General features: G+C 74.2%; 14 protein-coding genes. 7 read left to right on the forward strand and 7 right to left on the reverse strand.

Going from position 1 to position 17,169, the window contains the following annotated elements:
- Positions 1-77: 77 nt before the first annotated feature.
- Complete coding sequence (locus tag ABT300_RS31450) at positions 78-680, reverse strand: hypothetical protein (protein ID WP_351682849.1); 603 nt, start codon at positions 678-680, stop codon at positions 78-80.
- Positions 681-1,017: 337 nt separating this feature from the next.
- Between ABT300_RS31450 and ABT300_RS31455 the strand changes: the two genes are divergently transcribed.
- A complete protein-coding gene (locus ABT300_RS31455; protein ID WP_351682852.1) occupies positions 1,018-1,311 on the forward strand; it encodes a DUF6355 family natural product biosynthesis protein in 294 nt (97 codons plus the stop codon).
- 55 nt (positions 1,312-1,366) lie between these two features.
- Here ABT300_RS31455 and ABT300_RS31460 read toward each other — a convergent pair whose 3' ends face one another.
- On the reverse strand, positions 1,367-2,215 hold the full coding sequence (locus ABT300_RS31460) for an alpha/beta fold hydrolase (RefSeq protein ID WP_351682854.1): 849 nt from the start codon (positions 2,213-2,215) through the stop codon (positions 1,367-1,369).
- Between the two features lie 292 nt (positions 2,216-2,507).
- Here ABT300_RS31460 and ABT300_RS31465 point away from each other — a divergent pair, with 292 nt between their 5' ends.
- The 4 genes from ABT300_RS31465 to ABT300_RS31480 all read left to right on the forward strand — a co-directional run bounded on the left by ABT300_RS31465 (position 2,508) and on the right by ABT300_RS31480 (position 7,350).
- On the forward strand, positions 2,508-3,476 hold the full coding sequence (locus ABT300_RS31465; RefSeq protein WP_351682857.1) for an alpha/beta hydrolase: 969 nt from the start codon (positions 2,508-2,510) through the stop codon (positions 3,474-3,476).
- 22 nt (positions 3,477-3,498) lie between these two features.
- On the forward strand, positions 3,499-4,215 hold the full coding sequence (locus tag ABT300_RS31470; protein ID WP_351682860.1) for an alpha/beta fold hydrolase: 717 nt from the start codon (positions 3,499-3,501) through the stop codon (positions 4,213-4,215).
- 395 nt (positions 4,216-4,610) lie between these two features.
- Positions 4,611-6,665 carry a discoidin domain-containing protein gene (locus tag ABT300_RS31475; protein WP_351682863.1) on the forward strand — a complete coding sequence of 685 codons (2,055 nt, stop codon included), beginning with the start codon at positions 4,611-4,613 and terminating at the stop codon, positions 6,663-6,665.
- Positions 6,666-6,717: 52 nt separating this feature from the next.
- The gene (locus tag ABT300_RS31480; protein ID WP_351682866.1) at positions 6,718-7,350 is read left to right on the forward strand and encodes a TetR/AcrR family transcriptional regulator; all 633 of its coding nucleotides are present in this window, start codon (positions 6,718-6,720) and stop codon (positions 7,348-7,350) included.
- Here ABT300_RS31480 and ABT300_RS31485 read toward each other — a convergent pair.
- On the reverse strand, positions 7,313-7,834 hold the full coding sequence (locus ABT300_RS31485; protein ID WP_351682868.1) for a peptidoglycan DD-metalloendopeptidase family protein: 522 nt from the start codon (positions 7,832-7,834) through the stop codon (positions 7,313-7,315). The genes ABT300_RS31480 and ABT300_RS31485 overlap by 38 nt on opposite strands.
- A 233-nt stretch (positions 7,835-8,067) precedes the next feature.
- Between ABT300_RS31485 and ABT300_RS31490 the strand changes: the two genes are divergently transcribed.
- Both ABT300_RS31490 and ABT300_RS31495 read left to right on the forward strand, forming a co-directional pair.
- On the forward strand, positions 8,068-8,226 hold the full coding sequence (locus ABT300_RS31490; protein ID WP_351682870.1) for a hypothetical protein: 159 nt from the start codon (positions 8,068-8,070) through the stop codon (positions 8,224-8,226).
- Positions 8,227-8,229: 3 nt separating this feature from the next.
- Positions 8,230-8,862, forward strand: coding sequence for a hypothetical protein (locus ABT300_RS31495; protein ID WP_351682873.1), 633 nt, complete (start codon positions 8,230-8,232; stop codon positions 8,860-8,862).
- Here ABT300_RS31495 and ABT300_RS31500 read toward each other — a convergent pair.
- The 4 genes from ABT300_RS31500 to ABT300_RS31515 form a co-directional block, all read right to left on the reverse strand.
- Complete coding sequence (locus tag ABT300_RS31500) at positions 8,859-10,241, reverse strand: DUF6519 domain-containing protein (RefSeq protein ID WP_351682876.1); 1,383 nt, start codon at positions 10,239-10,241, stop codon at positions 8,859-8,861. The genes ABT300_RS31495 and ABT300_RS31500 overlap by 4 nt on opposite strands.
- 48 nt (positions 10,242-10,289) lie before the next feature.
- Entirely contained in the window at positions 10,290-12,428 is a 2,139-nt protein-coding gene (locus ABT300_RS31505) for a hypothetical protein (protein ID WP_351682879.1), read from the reverse strand.
- Positions 12,425-15,607, reverse strand: a complete 3,183-nt coding sequence (locus tag ABT300_RS31510; RefSeq protein ID WP_351682881.1) for a putative baseplate assembly protein — start codon at positions 15,605-15,607, stop codon at positions 12,425-12,427. The genes ABT300_RS31505 and ABT300_RS31510 overlap by 4 nt, the downstream gene beginning before the upstream one ends.
- A partial coding sequence (locus ABT300_RS31515; RefSeq protein WP_351682884.1) for a putative baseplate assembly protein occupies positions 15,604-17,169 on the reverse strand: 1,566 nt, incomplete at its 5' end. The genes ABT300_RS31515 and ABT300_RS31510, both read right to left, overlap by 4 nt.

Genomic DNA, 17,169 nt, shown 5'->3' on the forward strand with positions numbered 1-17,169 from the left:
CGGCGGTCGCCGGCAGCCGGCCGGACCGCCACGCGGGGCGAGCGTGGCGGCCGCGGCTGCTATCGCGTCAGGCATGATCAGGCCACACCCCCTGCCGTCCTCCTGCGGCGCAGGGCGTACACGCCGGTGCCGGCCACGGCGAGGACGCCGAGTCCGGCCGCGGTCACCGAGGGGCCGGCGAGAGCGCCGCCGCCGGTGTGCATGCCGCCGCTGGGCTTGTCGTGCTTACCGCTCCAGCCGCTCGACTCCTCCTTGCCGCCCTCCCAGGAGCCCGAGCCGTGCTCTTCCTTGTTGGTGTCGGCGGCCTCCCAGTCCTTGTCCTTCTCCTTGTAGGTCTCCGGGTCGAACCGGGGGTCCTTCGCCGCGCCGCGGTCGCCGTCCTGGTCCACCGCGGTCAGGGCGCCGCCGCCGGTGTGCATCCCGCCGTGCGGTCCGTCGTGCTCGCCCTTGCCGTGCTCTTCCTTCCCGTGTTCCTCCTTGCCGTGCTCCTTGCCGGACCAGGAGCCTTCCTCCTTCTCCTTGGCCGCGGAGCCGTCCTCCTTGGCCGCCGAGCCGTCCTCCTTGCTGTAGGAGGAGCTGTCGTGGTCCCAGTCCCCGTCGGCGGCGAGGGCGCCCGGGGCGCCGATCGCCAGGGCGGCCGAGGCCGCCGCGGTGGCCAGGATCATTCGAGCAGAGCGCATCTGATGGTCCTTCCGTCCCGACCGGGCAGCCGACACCTCGTCAGCTCACCTGACCCGGCCTGACGTGATCCACCGTCAGCCAGCGCGAGCCGGTCCACCACTCAGGGCGGTCAGCCGGGTGAAACCGGCCCGCCCTGCCCCGGATCCACGCCGTCGAGTCGCCCCCCGAGGAAGATCCACTCCAACGGCGGACCGACGAAACGATTCCCGGGGTGAACGTCGACGCGACCCGCGGCCGTCCCCGGCTCCGCGCCCCGATCCTGGGGCAGGCAACCGCCGTCCGCCGGCCGGGGGACCCGCCCCCGTGCCGCCCTTCGATCCGTCAAGGAGTCTCGTCGTGCGCCTTCGTCGTACGGTGCTCAGCACCATCGGTTCCGCCGCTCTCGTGGTCGCCTCGCTGGGCGCGGTGACCGCCGCCACCGCGAGCCCCGCGGCCGCGGACCCGTGCGGCTTCTACAAGACCAGCTCCGACGCCTACTACAACCACTGCACGTCCGACGGTTCCCGGGTGGTCGTCAAGGTCGAGGTCGCCCTGGCGCCGGACTACGAGCGCTGTGTCGGCCCCGGCACGACCTGGCTGGGGCCGGCCGGAAAGATCCAGGGCGCCTACTACGTCGGCCGTCTGTGCTGACGCGGTGCGGTGAACGGCGGCCCCGCCCCCTGTCCTCCTCAGGGGGCGGGGCCGTTCACTTCAGTACGGTCAGCAGGCGTCCGGCGAACCCCTCCGGGTCCTCGACGGCGCCGAGATGGCCGCCGGGGAACTCCGCGAACCCGGATCCGAGGAGCTCCGAGAGCCGCACGGCCGGCCCGTACAGCGCCGCCTGGTCGCGGGAGTCCCGCCCCGCGGCCGGCGTCAGCCGGTCGGCGACCGGGCGGAGCGCCGCGAGGTCGGGCACGGACGAGGAGAACGGGACCAGGACGCGGCCGAGGAAGACCGGCAGGTTGGCGTGCATCCGCCCGGCCATCTCCCGTATGCCGGGCGGCAGTTCCGTCGGCTGCTCGGGCGCGCGTCGCCCCGTCCCCTCCGACAGGCCCTCGCCGAGCCGGGCCATCGCGGCTTCGGCTCCCGCCCGCCGGTGGGTCTCGCGCACCTCGGCGAAGAGCGCTCGGTGCGGAGCGGGATCCTCGAGGAGCTCCACCAGCGGCGGCTCGTGCGCGACCGCCCTGCGCACCAGCTGCGGCCGTCGGGCCAGCAGGTCGACCGCCACTACCGCGCCGGAGCTGCAGCCGAGCACGGCCGCCTCCCCGTCGGGGGCGAGCAGTTCGAGCAGGCGGTGCGCGTCCTCGCTCCACACCCGGACCTGCTCGTCGGCGTGCGGGGCGTCGGCCGGGTCGTCGAGCGGGCTGCGGGACAGGCCGCGCGGGTCGTAGGCGACCACCGTGTGGTGAGCGGCCAACAGCGGTGTCATGCCCGCGTACATCCCGGCGTCGCCGGCTCCGCCGGGGATGAGGAGGAGGACCGGCCCGCTGCCGGCGATCTCGTAGTGGAGGGTGGCGCCGGGCACCTTGAGCGTGCCGGTACGGGTCGTGTTCAACGCTTGCTCCTGTCGGGCCGCGATCGTGGCTAGAGGCTCTAGGTTTTAGGCTAGTGCACCTAAGGAGTGGGGCGCAGCCGAGTTCCCGCGGGGGCCGCCGACCCGGGCCCGCTCGACGACTCCGTCGGTCGCGCCGGTCCCGCCGCGCCGCGCGGCCGGATCCGGGCCGGGCCGCCTCCGGGATGGTGCACTGGGGGACCACTGACCGTGCACGGACGGCCAAGTCCCGTGCGGGTGCGCGTCCTAGCGTGATCACTCGAGACAACGCACCACGAGAACAGCAGGAGTTTCCATGTCCGACCTCGTCGAGCCGGTCACGCCGGTGCTCGAACCCCAGGCCGCGGCGTTCGCCGAGGCCACCGCCAACCCGCCGTACCTCTTCGATCTCGGTCCGGCGGAGGGTCGAAAGGCGGTCGACGAGGTGCAGTCGGGTGAGATCGCCAAGCCCGCCGTCGACGAGGAGTGGGTGACGATCACGGGCGGTCCGACGGGGACCGTGCCGGTGCGGATCGTGCGGCCCGCCGGCGCCCAGGGCGTGCTGCCGGTGGTGTTGTACATCCATGGCGCGGGCTGGGTGTTCGGCAACGCGCACACCCATGACCGGCTGGTGCGTGAACTGGCGGTGGGGGCCGGGGCCGCGGTCGTGTTCCCGGAGTACGACCTCTCGCCCGAGGCGCGTTACCCGGTGGCGATCGAGCAGAACTTCGCGGTGGCCCGATGGGTCGTGGAGCAGGGCGCGTCGAAGGGCCTGGACGGGGCGCGCATCGCGGTCGCGGGCGACTCCGTGGGCGGGAACATGGCCGCCGCGCTGACGCTGATGGCCAAGGAGCGCGGCGGTGTGCCGCTGGTGCAGCAGGTGCTGTTCTACCCGGTGACGGACGCGGCCTTCGACACGGGCTCCTACCACCAGTTCGCGGAGGGCTACTTCCTGCGCCGCGACGCGATGCAGTGGTTCTGGGACCAGTACACGACCGACGAGTCCGAACGCGCACAGATCACCGCGTCACCGCTGCGGGCGACGCCGGAGCAGCTGAAGGACCTTCCCCCGGCCCTGGTGATCACCGGTGAGGCCGACGTGCTGCGCGACGAGGGCGAGGCGTACGGGAACAAGCTGCGCGAAGCCGGCGTCCCGGTCACCGCCGTCCGCTTCCAGGGCGTCATCCACGACTTCGTGATGTTGAACGCCCTGCGTCCGACCTATGCCGCCGAGGCCGCGATCAACCTCGCCGTCGGCACCCTGCGCGACGCCCTGCACATCTGACCCCCAGAAGGAGCACACCGTCATGACCGCCACCCCCACCGTCGTCCTGATCCACGGCGCGTTCGCCGACGCCGCCAGCTGGTCCGGCGTCATCTCCGAGCTGCAGGACCGGGGCGTCGCCGTGATCGCCCCGCCGAACCCGCTGCGCGGCCTCGCCTCCGACGCCGCGTACGTCGCGTCCGTCGCCGCGCAGATCGACGGCCCCGTGATCCTCGTCGGCCACTCGTACGGCGGCGCCCTCATCACCGTGGCGGGCACGGTGGAGAACGTCGTCGGCCTGGTCTACGTCGCGGCCTACGTCCTGGAGGAGGGCGAGAGCCTCGGCGAGCTGCAGGGCCGCTTCCCGCTCTCGCCGCTGGTCAGCAACCTCAAGCAGTGGACGTACCCGGTGCCCGGCGGCGACCCGGCCGTCGAGGTCACCATCGCCGAGGACGCCTTCCCGTCGGTGTTCGCCGCGGACGTGCCGGCCGAGGTCACCAAGATCCTCGCCGCGGCCCAGCGCCCGCTGGCCGCCGCCGCGTTCGAGGAGACCGCCTCGGCGGCCGCCTGGAAGACGAAGCCGTCGTGGGCGCTGGTCGCCGCCGCGGACGAGGCGATCAACCCCGAGGTCGAGCGCTTCGGCGCCAAGCGGGCCGGGGCGACGATCGTCGAGCTCGAGGGCGCCTCGCACGCGGTGGCCGTCTCCCAGCCGAAGGCGGTCGCGGACCTGATCCTCGACGCGGTGCGCGCGACGAGCTGACGCACGGGACGGCGAGGACGAGCTGTCGCGCGGGCGGGCGCCTGCACCGGGGCGCCCGCCCGCGGGCCCGCCGCCGTCGTGCCTGCGGCCTGCGGCCTGCGGCCTGCGGCCTGCGGCCTGCGGCCCCGCACCTGACCTGGCGGGTCCTCGTGTCCGGCCGCCTCGGACCCCGTCCGCGCTGCGGCTCCGGTGCAACTGGCGGGCAGATGCGGGGGTTTACGCCGTTCCTGCCGCTCCGGCTCATCAGGTCAAGCGTCCCGGACTATTGACTCGCAACGAAGTCAGTCGCGATCCTCGTCGCACCATCTTGCGCCGGTCATGACAAGCTCAAGGGCTTCCCAAGAGCCCTCGTCGACGGCGCGATCCCCGCCGACCGAGGGACGTGGGCTGTGACCATGACCGGACGCCCGTACCGCAGACGCAGAGACGCCACCGTCGTCTCGCTCCTCCTTCTCGTTCTCGCCGCCGTCCTCGGGCCCACGCCGAGCTCGGCGGCCGGCGCGGACTGGTGGACGCCGACGGCCAGGCCGGCCCCCGACTCCCAGATCGGCGTCACCGGCGAGCCGTTCACCGGCACGAACGCGGCGGGCCAGGTGCGCGGCTTCGTCGACGCGCACAACCACCTGTTCTCGGGCGAGGCCTTCGGCGGCCGGCTGATCTGCGGCAAGGTGTTCTCCGAGGCGGGCGTCGCCGACGCGCTCAAGGACTGCCCCGAGCACTACCCCGACGGCACTCTCGCGATCTTCGACTACATCACCCACGGCGGCGACGGCAAGCACGACCCGACCGGCTGGCCCACCTTCAAGGACTGGCCCGCCTACGACTCCATGACCCACCAGGCGAACTACTACGCCTGGGTCGAGCGGGCCTGGCGCGGCGGGCAGCGGGTGCTGGTCAACGACCTGGTCACCAACGGCATGATCTGCTCCATCTACCCGTTCAAGGACCGCAGTTGTGACGAGATGACCTCGATCCGCCTGCAGGCCAAGCTGAGCTACGACCTCCAGGCCCACATCGACAAGATGTACGGCGGTCCCGGCAAGGGCTGGTTCCGGATCGTCCTCGACAGCGCGCAGGCGCGTGAGGTCGTCAAGCAGGGCAAGCTGGCGGTCGTCCTCGGCGTCGAGACCTCCGAGCCGTTCGGCTGCAAGCAGATCCTCGACATCGCGCAGTGCAGCAAGTCCGACGTCGACAAGGGACTCGACGAGCTGTACGGGCTGGGCGTGCGCAGCATGTTCCTGTGCCACAAGTTCGACAACGCGCTGTGCGGCGTCCGCTTCGACGAGGGCGGTCTGGGAACGGCTATCAACGTCGGGCAGTTCCTGTCGACCGGGACCTTCTGGCAGACCGAGAAGTGCACCGGACCGCAGCACGACAACCCCATCGGCGCCGCCGCCTCGAAGGCGGAGGCGGACCTCCCGGCGGGCACCGACGTCCCGTCGTACAAGGCCGACGCGCAGTGCAACACCCGCGGCCTCACCGCACTCGGCGAGTACGCGGTGCGCGGCATGATGAAGCGCAAGATGATGCTCGAGGTCGACCACATGAGCGTCAAGGCGACCGGTCAGGCGCTCGACATCTTCGAGGCCGCCGGCTACCCCGGCGTGCTGTCCTCGCACAGCTGGATGGACCTCAACTGGACCGAGCGCGTCTACGCGCTCGGCGGCTTCGTCGCGCAGTACATGCACGGCTCGGAGGGGTTCGCCGCGGAGGCGAAGCGCACGAACGCGCTGCGCGACCAGTACCACGTCGGATACGGCTTCGGCACCGACTTCAACGGCATCGGCGACCACCCCGCCCCCCGCGGCGCCGACGCCGCGAACAAGGTCGTCTACCCGTTCAAGAGCGTCGACGGCGGCTCCCTGATCGACCGTCAGACGACCGGCTCGCGCACCTTCGACCTCAACACCGACGGCGCCGCGCACGTCGGCATGATCCCCGACTGGATCGAGGACATCCGGCGCGTCGGCGGCCAGGACGTGGTGGACGACCTCTTCCGCGGCGCCGAGTCCTACCTCTCCACCTGGGGCTCGACCGAGCAGCACCAGGCCTCGGTCGACCTCGCCGGCGGCCGTGCCGCCACGGCCAGTTCGTCCGAGTCCAACCCCTTCACCAGCTACCAGCCCGGCCGGGCCGTCGACGGCGACGACGCCACCCGCTGGGCCAGCGACTGGAGCGACGACCAGTACTGGCAGGTCGACCTCGGCGCCACCAACCGGGTCTCCCGCGTCACCCTCGACTGGGAGCGCGCGTACGCGAAGTCGTACCGCGTCGAACTGTCCACCGACGGCGTGAACTGGACGACCGCCTGGTCGACCACGTCCGGCGACGGGGGCCTGGACACGGCCAAGTTCGCCGGCGCCCCGGCCCGCTACGTCCGGGTGCACGGTCTGGACCGCGGCACGGATTGGGGATACTCCCTGTACGAAGTGGGCGTCCACAGCGCCTAGCCGCGCAGACGACCGCGGGACGACCCGCGGAAACGACACTCGGGGGACACGGATGGCGCGCATGCCGTCGGCGGAGCGACGACGACAGCTGACGGAGGCGGCGATCAGAGCGATGGCCCGGGACGGCGTCCCCAGGACGACGACCCGGTCCATCGCCGCCGAGGCGGGCGTCTCCCTGAGCGTCTTCCACTACTGCTTCGACTCCAAGCAGGCCCTCGTCGAGTCCGTCATCACGACGCTCACCGCCCAGTCGGTGAGCGTCGTGCGGGAGGCGATCCGCCCCCGCGCCACGCTCGAGGAGACGGTGCGCGCCGGGTTCGCGGCGTACTGGGACCACGTCCGCGCCCACCCCGACGCCCACATGCTGACCTACGAGCTCACTCAATACGCCCTGCGCCAACCCGGGTTCGAGCACCTGGCCCGCCGCCAGTACGAGCTGTACGGCGAGGCCTACGCCGAGCTCATCGGGGAGCTGTGCCGCAGCATGGGGCTGCGGCTCGGCGTGCCCGTCCCCGTGCTGGCCCGCTATCTCGCCGCCATGACCGACGGGCTGACCCTCAACTACCTCGTGCTCGGCGACGAAACGGCCTGGTCCGACATCCTGGACACGGTCACGGCCCACGTCGCGGGGCTGGTCACGGCCGACGTCACAGCGACGGAGGCGAACCGTCCTGGTGGAAGGTGACCGCGGTGACCGTCTCCGAGTTCGCGGTGTCCAGGAACATCCCGTAGAGGTCCACCCCTTGGTACTGGCCGCCGGGCGCGCCGCCGATGATCTCGACCAGCGCCAGATGCAGATGTGACGAGGTGCCGGCCACCTCGTACACCTCGCCGAGGACGTCCCCGCGGGCCACCTGGGAGCCGACGGTCAGGCCGGGCGGCACGTTGGTGACATGCGTGAAGAAGCCGCCCATCTGCTCGTTGGGGGCCCGCATGAACAACTGCGCGCCGTAGACCTTGGCGGTGTCCGCCGACGGGTCGTGCGGGCTGTACTTGGTGATGTGGGCGTCGAAAGCGGCCCGGACCGTGGTGCCCGCGCCCGCACCGAGGTCCATGCCGTACTGGATGTACCAGTTCTCGGACTGGTGGCCTCCTTGACCGGGCCCGCCCAGCGCGCCGGTGTATCCGGCGGCGAACGGATGCGACACGTCGATGGTGAATGCGGACATCTCTGCCTCCCGCCTTCTCCCCCTGCCTTCCTTCTCCACGCTCCAGTATCGGGCGGAGGGCGATGCATGGCGGGGGCAATCACTGTGCGGGAAAGGCGCGTTGACCCGGGAGAAAGTGGAATCCGAAACGAGGGCGATCCGTGTGGCGGGGTCTCCGGAACGGCGTCATGATGGTGGTGGCGAATGCCGTTTCGCGACGTCCGGTGCCCCGCCTCCGATCCTGGGGAGCCCCTATGACCTGGACTGACGCAGCCCACACGGAACCCGGTGATGTCATCGGCGTCCTCGGCGTCGATCACGTCCTCCACGAACTCGGCGAGGGCCCGGCCGCCAGGGTCGCCCCGTCGCCCGTCGAGGGTTCGGTGCACCTCGTCGGCCACCGGGTGGACTAGCCCGTGGACGGCGCGTGGATGTGCGAGCGGTGCGGCGCCGAGGCGCCGCCCGACGCACAGCGGTGCCGTCGCTGCGGCGCCTGGCTCCCGGCCTACGGCGAGGACGAGGAGACGCGGGCCTGGCTGCCCTGGCGCCGCATCCACCTCCACACGGAGCAGGCGCCACAACGCACGACGCCCGTCCTGCGCCGAAAGGAGCCTCCCCGCGACGAGGCTCCGCGGCCTCGGCACGACGCCGATCACGTCCCGGCCGGCGTGCTCCAGGGCAGCGGCACCGTCTACGGCGTCGCCCGGCAGGTGCGCATGCGCACCGAGGTGAGCGGCAGCGACGGCGACGTCGGCACCACCGTCGTGTGCGACTTCCGCCTGGAGATGCGCGACCGCGAGGGCCGCCCCGTCGGGCTGGTCCCCGTGCAGATGCGCGGCGACCTGTTCGAGGGCGCCGTCGACGACGGCGACCGGGTGCGCGCCACCGGCCGGGTCAAGAACGGCACGCTGCGCGTGAAGAAGCTGCGCAACCTGACGACCGGCGCCGAGGTCTCGGCCCGGACCACGCCGGCGATCGTGATCGCCGTCGTGATCCTCCTCTTCGTCGGGTGGATGGTGTTCATCTTCGCGATCACCGGGCGGTTCTAGCTCCGATCGCTCCACGGCCGATGCGGCATGGGCACGCGTAGATCGACCAGCCGGAAGTCGTCGCCGCGGGGATCGACGTACGCGAGCGGGGCGTAGTGGTACGGGACGCCGTGCGGACGCCTGCGCAGCGGCTCCCCGTGACGGCTGCGGGGCCACTCCACGTCGCAGGTCAGCACCCGGGCCGGGACCAGCCAGTAGTCGCCCCGGCGGTAGCGGCGCGGCTCCCCGTCGCCGGAGTGGAAGCGCACCTGGACGCCGTCCTCCAAAGGCAGCCACCGCCCCTCCCGCACCGGCAGGCTCCTCCTCGCGTCCGGAGAGCCGTCCTCCCGGCCGGTCGTGCGGTGGTCCCAGCGGCGCAGATACGCGTGTCGCCGCGGCCGGCCGGCTCCGTCGTGGCCCTGGTCGCCGTCGGGGGAGCGGTCCAGCTCGACCCGGAAACCGGCGTGATCGACCCTCGTGACGGTGTACAGGCGACCCCAGCTCCCCTCGTCGAACCGGTCGGACGCGCCCCGGCACACCGCCGCGTCGTCGAGGAGCTCCACCACGTCGCCGGTGTCCACGCCCAGTTTGTCGTCCCGGCCCAGGGTCTCCAGCTCGACCGACGCCCCGGCGACGGACCGGACGGGCAGGACCACGGAGCCGTTCTCCCGGGACCACTTGTACGTCGCCGTCTCCGCGGTGCCGCCCCGGTGCACCTCCACCCGGTACAGCTGGTTCTCGGGCCCCCGGTACCCCGGAGACGGCTCGGGTGCGTCGCCCGCGTCCTCGTCCTCCGCGCGCCCGGTCGCCGCGGCGAGCAGCCCGCGCGGCTCGAAGACGCCGCGCACCCGGTCCCGGAGGTAGCGCGAGGCGCTGCGCATGTCGGGCACCGGCGATCCGGTCCCCAGCGGCAGCGTGCACACCTGCCACACCACGCGGCTGCGCGCGGTGGTGTCCGGGCCGTCCGCGCCGAGGGCCACTTCCCGGATCCAGGGCGCCTCCCACGCCGTGACGAGCCGCTCCCACACCCGCAGGTACACCAGGAACGGCTCGGACGGCAGCCGGTCGCTCTCGCGGCCCGGGTCGAGCCAGCCGTCCGGCTGGTCCCAGTAGTCGGTGCCGTCGCACTCGCACAGGACGCCGTCGACGTACATCCGGCCCGGGGCCACGGTGAAGGTGTCGCCGTCGTAGTCGTCGACGCCGAAGCCGCCGAGGCCGTCGTCCGTCTGCGGGTACGCGGCGGGCCCCATGAGGTCGGCGGCCAGCGTACGGACGTAGTGCAGCAGGATCGCCGTCTGCTCGTTGATCTCGGCATCGAGCTGGACCCGGCCCTGCTGGGACAGCACGGCGGAGAACCGCCGAGCGGGATCGAAGGTGACGCGGGAGAAGTCGCCGTGCATGGATGGGCTTCCTGCCTTGCCGAGGGCGGACGGTGACGGGGTGGCGGTTCACGTGACGAAGATGAGCCCCGGGTCGCATCCGGCCGGTGTGTACTCGGCCAGCCGGGTGCGCAGATTGTCCTCCCGCTGCGGCTGGAACAGATGGTGCAGCGCGCCGGGTTCCGAGCCGTTGTCGCCCCCGCGGCGGATCGCCTCGGCGCAGTCGTCGGCCAGGCGGACGTAGTCCGGCGCGCCGTAGCGCAGGGCGGCGAAGCGCAGTTCCGCCGCCCGGGCGCCGGAGTGGTCGGGCTCGCAGTGGAAGCGGGGCGGCGTCCGGCTGCCCCTCGGCAGCCAGCAGAACCGTACGGAGCCCTGATCGAGGCGGCCGACGCGCACCTCGCCCGCCAGCAGGCAGTTCTCCAACAGCTCCACCGCGTGCGGGCGCAGCGCGCCGACGACGGTGGTGCACCGGGCCCTGAGGACGACGTCGGCCTCACCCCCGTCCGGGTCGCCGAGCGCCGACGCCTCGCTCCCGGTCGCGTCGATCACGCTGTCGTACACCTCGAGCCGGTTGGGCGCGCGCCCGTCGCGTGCGGCCACCGTGACGGCGCCGAGGACGCTGTGCCGGATCTCGGTGCGGACCGGGCTGTCGGCGATGTCCAGACTCGGCGCGCCGGGCGCCAGGGGCGTGCCCCCGGCCTCGAGTTCCCAGCCCGGCACGAACGTGCAGTGCCGGACGACCAGCTCGCCCACGCCGCCCCGCACCCGCACTCCGCCGCCGGTCACCAGCAGCCCGTCGAGGACGAGCCGGGCCGTCGCCCGGGAGCCGTCCGGGCTCGCCGAACCGGTGATCGCCAGGACCCGCCGGCGGTCCTCGTCGCGTCGGCCGGACAGCCGGACCACGGGACGGACCCCGTCCGCGGCGCGGACGGTGAGCCGGTCTCCGGGGTCGAGGCGGATGTCGGTGAGGTCCTCGTACACCTCGTTGGCGGTGATCTCCACGACCGCCTCCGCCTTGTGCTCGTGCGCCCGCTTCTCCGCACGCCAACGGCCGATGGCGTCGGCGATGCTCCGGTGGTCCTCGCCGGGCCCGACCCGGTAGCGCTCCGCCGGGCCGTCCGCCGCCGGTTCGGGCCGGGGGTACTCGCCGCCGCCGAAGTCGCCGGAGAACGCGTGATGGTACGTCACCCGGACGCCGTGCGCCGGAGCCGTGCCCGGCGGCAGCATGAGACGGCCGAGAACCGGGTCGACCGCGACCTCGTCGGCGCCGACCCGGAACCGCCAGTCGGACAGGTCCGCGACGACGATCCGGTCCAGGCGCACCACGTCGGCTTCCGGGTCGGGGCCGGTCCACACGCACAGGCTCCTGCGCGGCCCGTAGTAGTCGTAGAGCCGGTCGGCCAGCGCCCGGCGCCCGATGGGCTCCGGGACGTTCGACTCGTCCGCGATGTGGAAGCTCGACGGCTCGGGGACCGGGGCCGTGAACAACGGGGTGTCCACGGCGAGCACGTTGAAGGTGTAGCAGGCACGGTCGCGGTCCAGGCAGTGGGCGGGGGCACGGGTCACCGCATGGGCGCGCAGCCGCCACAGATGAAGGCCGACCGACCGGACGCCGTACCGGCCGACCCGGCGGACCGACCCGGCGCGGGGCACCTCCACCGTGCGGGCCAGCGCGTCGAACGGGCCGCCCAGCCGGGCCAGCGCCCCGGCGTCGCGCACGTTCACCAGTGTGCCGCGCGCCCGTCGGCGCCGCGCGTCCGCGCCGTCCGCGGAGTAGCGGCGCACCGGCTGGGTGACGCAGAGCAGCCGACGGTACTCCACGACCCGGGCCGGCCACCCCGCCACCGCCGACGCGAGGTCCTCCAGCAGCGCCAGCGTGCCCTTGCGCCGCCGGTTGACGACGGTGTCGGCGACGTCCCGGCGGGGCACCGCGGCGGCCGGCAGCCCGGCCGCGCGCGTGACGTCGTCGGACAGGGCGGCGGCGATCCGGGGCAGGATCTCGTAGCCGACGAGGTCGCCGATGTAGGGCGTCACCCAGTCGTCGCAGGTCTCGATGAACCAGTTGTCGTAGAGCCGCTCGATGTCCGCCTCGACGACCGCGGCCTGTTCGGCGACGACCGTCAGCAGCGCGTACAGCGGGCCGCCCTGCTCGGCGTCGCGTCTGCGGTGCACGGCGGGCAGCAGCGCGTACAGCTCGTCCGGGGTCATGGGATCCTCCGCAGGATCAGGGTCCCGGGCACCGCCGGGTCCAGCAGGACCAGTTGGGCGGGGCGCAGGACGAGACGCGGGACGGCCGGCGGGCCGACCTCGGCGGGGTCCGCGACGGGCGGCCGGTGCAGCACGAGCGTGGGCGCGTGCGCGGCGTCGGTCCGGGGGCCCGGATCCGGCGATCCGTCGTCCTCCCCGCCGCCGTGAGCGACCGGACCGCGCAGCGGGCGCAGACCGGCCGGCAGGGCCGGTACCAGGGCGGCGACCGTGAGGTGTTCGGCGAATCGCGCCACGTCGGCCGCGCCGGAGCCTTCCGCGACGCCCCCGAAGGCGTCCAGGTCCACGAAGTCCACGCCCGGCACGGCCTGCGCGGCGGCGACGACCGCGCTCTGGTACACGGGATGGCCCAGGTACGCTCCGGCGAAGCCCAGCCGGGCGACCAGCGCCGCACGCACCCGCTGTTCGACCTTCTCGGGGAGATGACCGTCCGCCGTGCGGACGCCCAGCGCGACCACCAGCCGCACGCGTTCACAGGGCTCGACCCGCACCGGCAGCGCCGGGTCGCCGTACCGGCGCAGCGCCGAGCACAGGGCGGCCGGCAGCGGAGCGGAGGCGTCCATCGGGGCGTCGTCGGCGGCGACCACGGTGACGTGCAGGACCGGCCGGCCGTCCTCCAGGCAGCGACGGGCCACCGCCTGGCCCACGCCCGCGAAGGCGCGGGCGAAGGACTGGTAGTCGCGCACCGACACCAGCCGGTCGAAGGCCGCCAGCCGCAGGGGGATCGTCCGGCGCATCCGCGACGGGCCGTCGGCGTCGGTCCCGGCGGTCGCGGGCAGCGGATTGGTGACCCCGCTCACCCCGAACGGCCTGCTCGCCATCTGGTTGATGCGCCCCGCCGCGACATTGCCCGAGCCGGCGCCGCCGACGCGGTAGCGGGCGGTGACGTTCTCCGTGCCGGTGGGCGGGCGGGCCCCGTGCCGGCCGTCGCCGAACTCCACCGCCGCCCGGCCGTCGACGCCGGTGCGCAACCGGAACACCTGAGCCGTGGGACCTTCCTCGCCCAGGTCCGCGGTCCGTCGCCACGCCACCCCGTCGACGCGGACGGTGAGCGACTCCTCACCGCCCTCGGCGCTCGTCGACGGCAGCCAGACGAGCGGGTTCCTGCGCAGCGGCAGCACCTGACCCGCCCGTCCGGCGTCGCCGCTGCCGAGGACCTCCTCGACGGTCTCGCCCGCGGTCGCCCGGACGACGTTGCCGTGCACGGTCACCGAGTCCCGCCGGTAGCGGTGCGCGAGCGGGGCCGTGAGCAGCAGCGTGGTGCGCACCCGGTCGTCGAACGCGGAGCCGTCGAAGGCGTGGCGCACCCCGGCCAGGACCGCGAGCTCCGCGCCCGGCACGCCCGCGCCCGCCTCGGGCACGACGTCGGTCCGCTCCCCGCGGACGACGACCGGTCTGCCCGGGGCGAGTCCTTCGAACGTGCCGTCCAACTCGACGGCCGCGCCCGCCACGTCCGCCGGATCGGGCGACGCCGTGAGCGTCAGCGGCTCGCCCGCCGCCCATACGGTGGTGGCCCGCCGCACGGCGACGTCCTCGCAGTCCTCGGCCCACGGCTCGGCGAGGACCAGCCGGGTCACCCGTACGGCGTCCACCTCGTTGGCGACGGACAGCCGGGCGACCTCGACGACCCGGACGACACGGGTGCGCGGGCGGCCGTCCGTGCGCACGGCGATCCAGCTGCCCGGCTGGATCTCCTCGTGCACCGCGTCGAGGAGCAGCACGTCGCCCGGGAGCGGGGCGCCGCCCTCCGCCCGGGGCGGCTGCGCACCGCGCAGCAGCCGCCGGACGCGTGCGTCGTCCGGGATCGAGGCGCCGAGCGGCGCCGCGACGACCCGGAAGCGGTACACGCCCGGCGCGGCGACCGGGGGAGCGACCACGGACAGCGCCGAGTAGAGGGAGTCGGTCAGACCGGTCCGGTTCGCCGCCAGCAGGCGGGGCAGCGCGTCGGATCCCGCGCCCAGCGTCTCGGCTGCCCGGGCCCCGGCGCCGTGCGGCGGCTCGCCCCGGTGGCCGAGGGCGTCCAGCAGCGGGTCGAGGGCGTGCAGCACGCGACCGGCGGGATCGGCGAGGTCGCGCAGCAGCGCCTGCCCGGCCGTCGGCGCCGGCCGCTCGGGCGGTTCCGCCAGGCGCCGTACCGCGTCCCGGACGGTCGCCAGCCGCACGGCGGCCCGCTCGGTCAGCGCGTCGACGTCCAGATCGTCGCGGAGCCCGGAAAGCCGCTCGCGCAGCCGCCGCAGCCTGCGGTCGAGGCGGGCCGCGAAGGTGTCCGGGTCGCGCAGCTCGCCGGCGCGCTCGCGGACCTCCCGCAGCAGGGTCAGCAGCTCCTCGAACGGCCCTTCGGACGAGGCCCGGCGTGCCGCATGCTCCAGGTCCTCCCGCAGCGCGTCCACCGCGTTGTCCAGCTGCCGCGGCGCGTCCGGCACCCGCAGCCGCACCGTGGTCCGCCCGCGCGCGGGATCGGGCTCGGCGTCCTCCACCACGCGGGTGAGGTTCAGCCGGGCGTCGGGATAGACGAACAGCAGCCGGTCGCCGGCGCGCAGCGCGGCCTGTACGCCCTCGAAGTCCAGGGAGCGCACCCGGGTCGCGACGTCGGCCGTGAGGGGGGCCGGCCGGGTGGCGCGCACCGGCAGCCGGTTCCACTCCGCGCGGGCCACGAGGTCCTCGGCGGTCTCGAAGACCACGGGCAGTTCGCCGGGCTCGGGCTCGCTCTTGACCTGGGAGCCCGCCGGCACGACCGAGGACGCGCCCGGGTCCAGCGTGAAGGCGAGGTGGGCGGAGGCCGCGAGCGCCGGGCGCGGCCGGTGCCCGACGAGCCGCCCGAGCCGGACCAGGGACTCGTGCTCCGTGGCGGTGGCCAGGAACCCCTCGTTCGCGATGCGCTCCTGATAGAAGGTCAGCACGTCGCAGACCACCGCCCAGGCGTCGAGCAGGGCGATCGACGGGTCGTCCGGCTCCCGGGTGGTGAGCCCGCCGAGCGCCGCGCGGCCGCCGGCGTCGGGCAGCCGGGCCAGCATCGCGTCGAGGAACTGCCGGTGGACTCCCACCCGGTAGGCCAGCTCGGGCAGCCCGGGCCGGTTCCACACCGGCGCGGGCCCGGACCGGTCCGCGGAGCAGTCGGTCATCGTCCTCCTCGCAGACGCAGGGTGAGCCACCCGTTCTCCTGCCGGGTGACGTCGCCGTCGAGCCGCGGCACTTCCAAGGGGCCCATCCGCAGCACCCCCGAGGGCGGCGCGTCCTGCCCCGGGGCGTCCCCGCCGAGAACGTCGATCCTGCGCAGTCTGACGACCTCGGCGTGCCGTACACCGGGCACCTGGAGGCACAGCGCCACCAGGGCGCTCGCCCGCACCGGGGTGCCGAAGGTCAGCACGGCGGGGTCGAAGAACCCGGGCTCGCCGTCGGGGCGGCGGCCCGGCAGGAAGCGCCGCATCAGCGCCTCGCGCACGTCGGCGGTGACGTGGTGCGGGTCGACCAGCACGTTCAGCGCCACGTCCAGCGGCGCCTGCAGCGCCGGCCGGACGACGACGTCGTGGCCGATCCGCCGGTACCGGCGCAGCGTGGCCCGTACCTCCTCGAGCAGCGCAGGCGACGGCACGGCCGCGCCGGCCGGGTCGAGCGCCACGTCGGCCTCGTACCAGCTGCCGTTCCAGCGCAGGGAGGCGGCGGCGCGCTGCACGCCCGGACGGCCGGCGGCGACAGCGGCGTAGTCCTCGGCGGTGACGGCGCGCAGCAGCGTGCGGAACGGGGCGCGCGGGGCGGCCAGCCGGACCTCTGCCGTCGGCTCCGGATCGACGCCGCCCGTCGCCGGCACGGGGTTGCGCACCCGGGTGATGAGTCCGTCCAGACGCGCGCTCCGGTGGGCGATCCGGTTGACGGCCTCGCTGCCCGCGTTGCCCGCCCTTCCGTTGCCCACCCGGTAGTCCGCGTACAGCACGGCTCCCGGCTGCGGGGCCCGGCCGCACCGGCCGTCGCCGAAGCGCAGGGCGAGTCTGCCCTCGTCGTCGGCCTCGGCCACCAGGTGCCGGTCGCGGGGCCCGCTGTCCAGGAGGTCGCGGCGGGGGGTCCAGCAGGGTCCCTCGCCCAGATCCTCGGCGAGCTTCAGGGCGGGCAGCGCCTCACGGGGGTCGGGGCGCAGCGCGGCGCTCGCGGGTCCGTGCAGGGCGGGGTCGGCGGGGTCCAGGCGGTCCGCGGCGCGGCGGCCCCACGCCTGGGCGATCTCCCAGTTCGCGTCCTCCCGGTCCAGTACATAGCCGGCCCGCGCGCGGCGGGCGAGTGCTTCGAGGCGGCGCAGCCGGGGTTCGAAGAAGTCGTCGAAGACGCAGAGGAACCGTGCCACGGCGCCGTGCCGTTCGGCGTCGTCGGCGAGTCCGGCGACGTCGTCGGTGAAGGAGGGCCCGAAGAGGGCCGCCAGCAGCTCCCGGCTCTCCGGCCGGAGCGCGGCCGCCCCGTGATGCAGATCGCGCAGCCCGTCGCGGGCCTCGGCGGCGAGGCTCAGCAGCCGGTCAGCCTGCGCGGCGGCGACGTCGGCGGGCCGCGGATGAGGCGGCGACCAGGTGACGGGCCCCCGGCTCAGCGTCGCCCGCCGCCCGGGCCGGCCGGCGTGCGCCCCGCCCGGCTTCGCTTCGGGCGGCTGCACGAGCTCGGGGGGCCGCCCGCCCCCCCCACCCGCACCCCCCCCGGAACGAGC

Origin of the sequence: Streptomyces sp. NPDC001027, from assembly GCF_040299045.1 — a bacterium.
Taxonomy (GTDB): domain Bacteria; phylum Actinomycetota; class Actinomycetes; order Streptomycetales; family Streptomycetaceae; genus Streptomyces.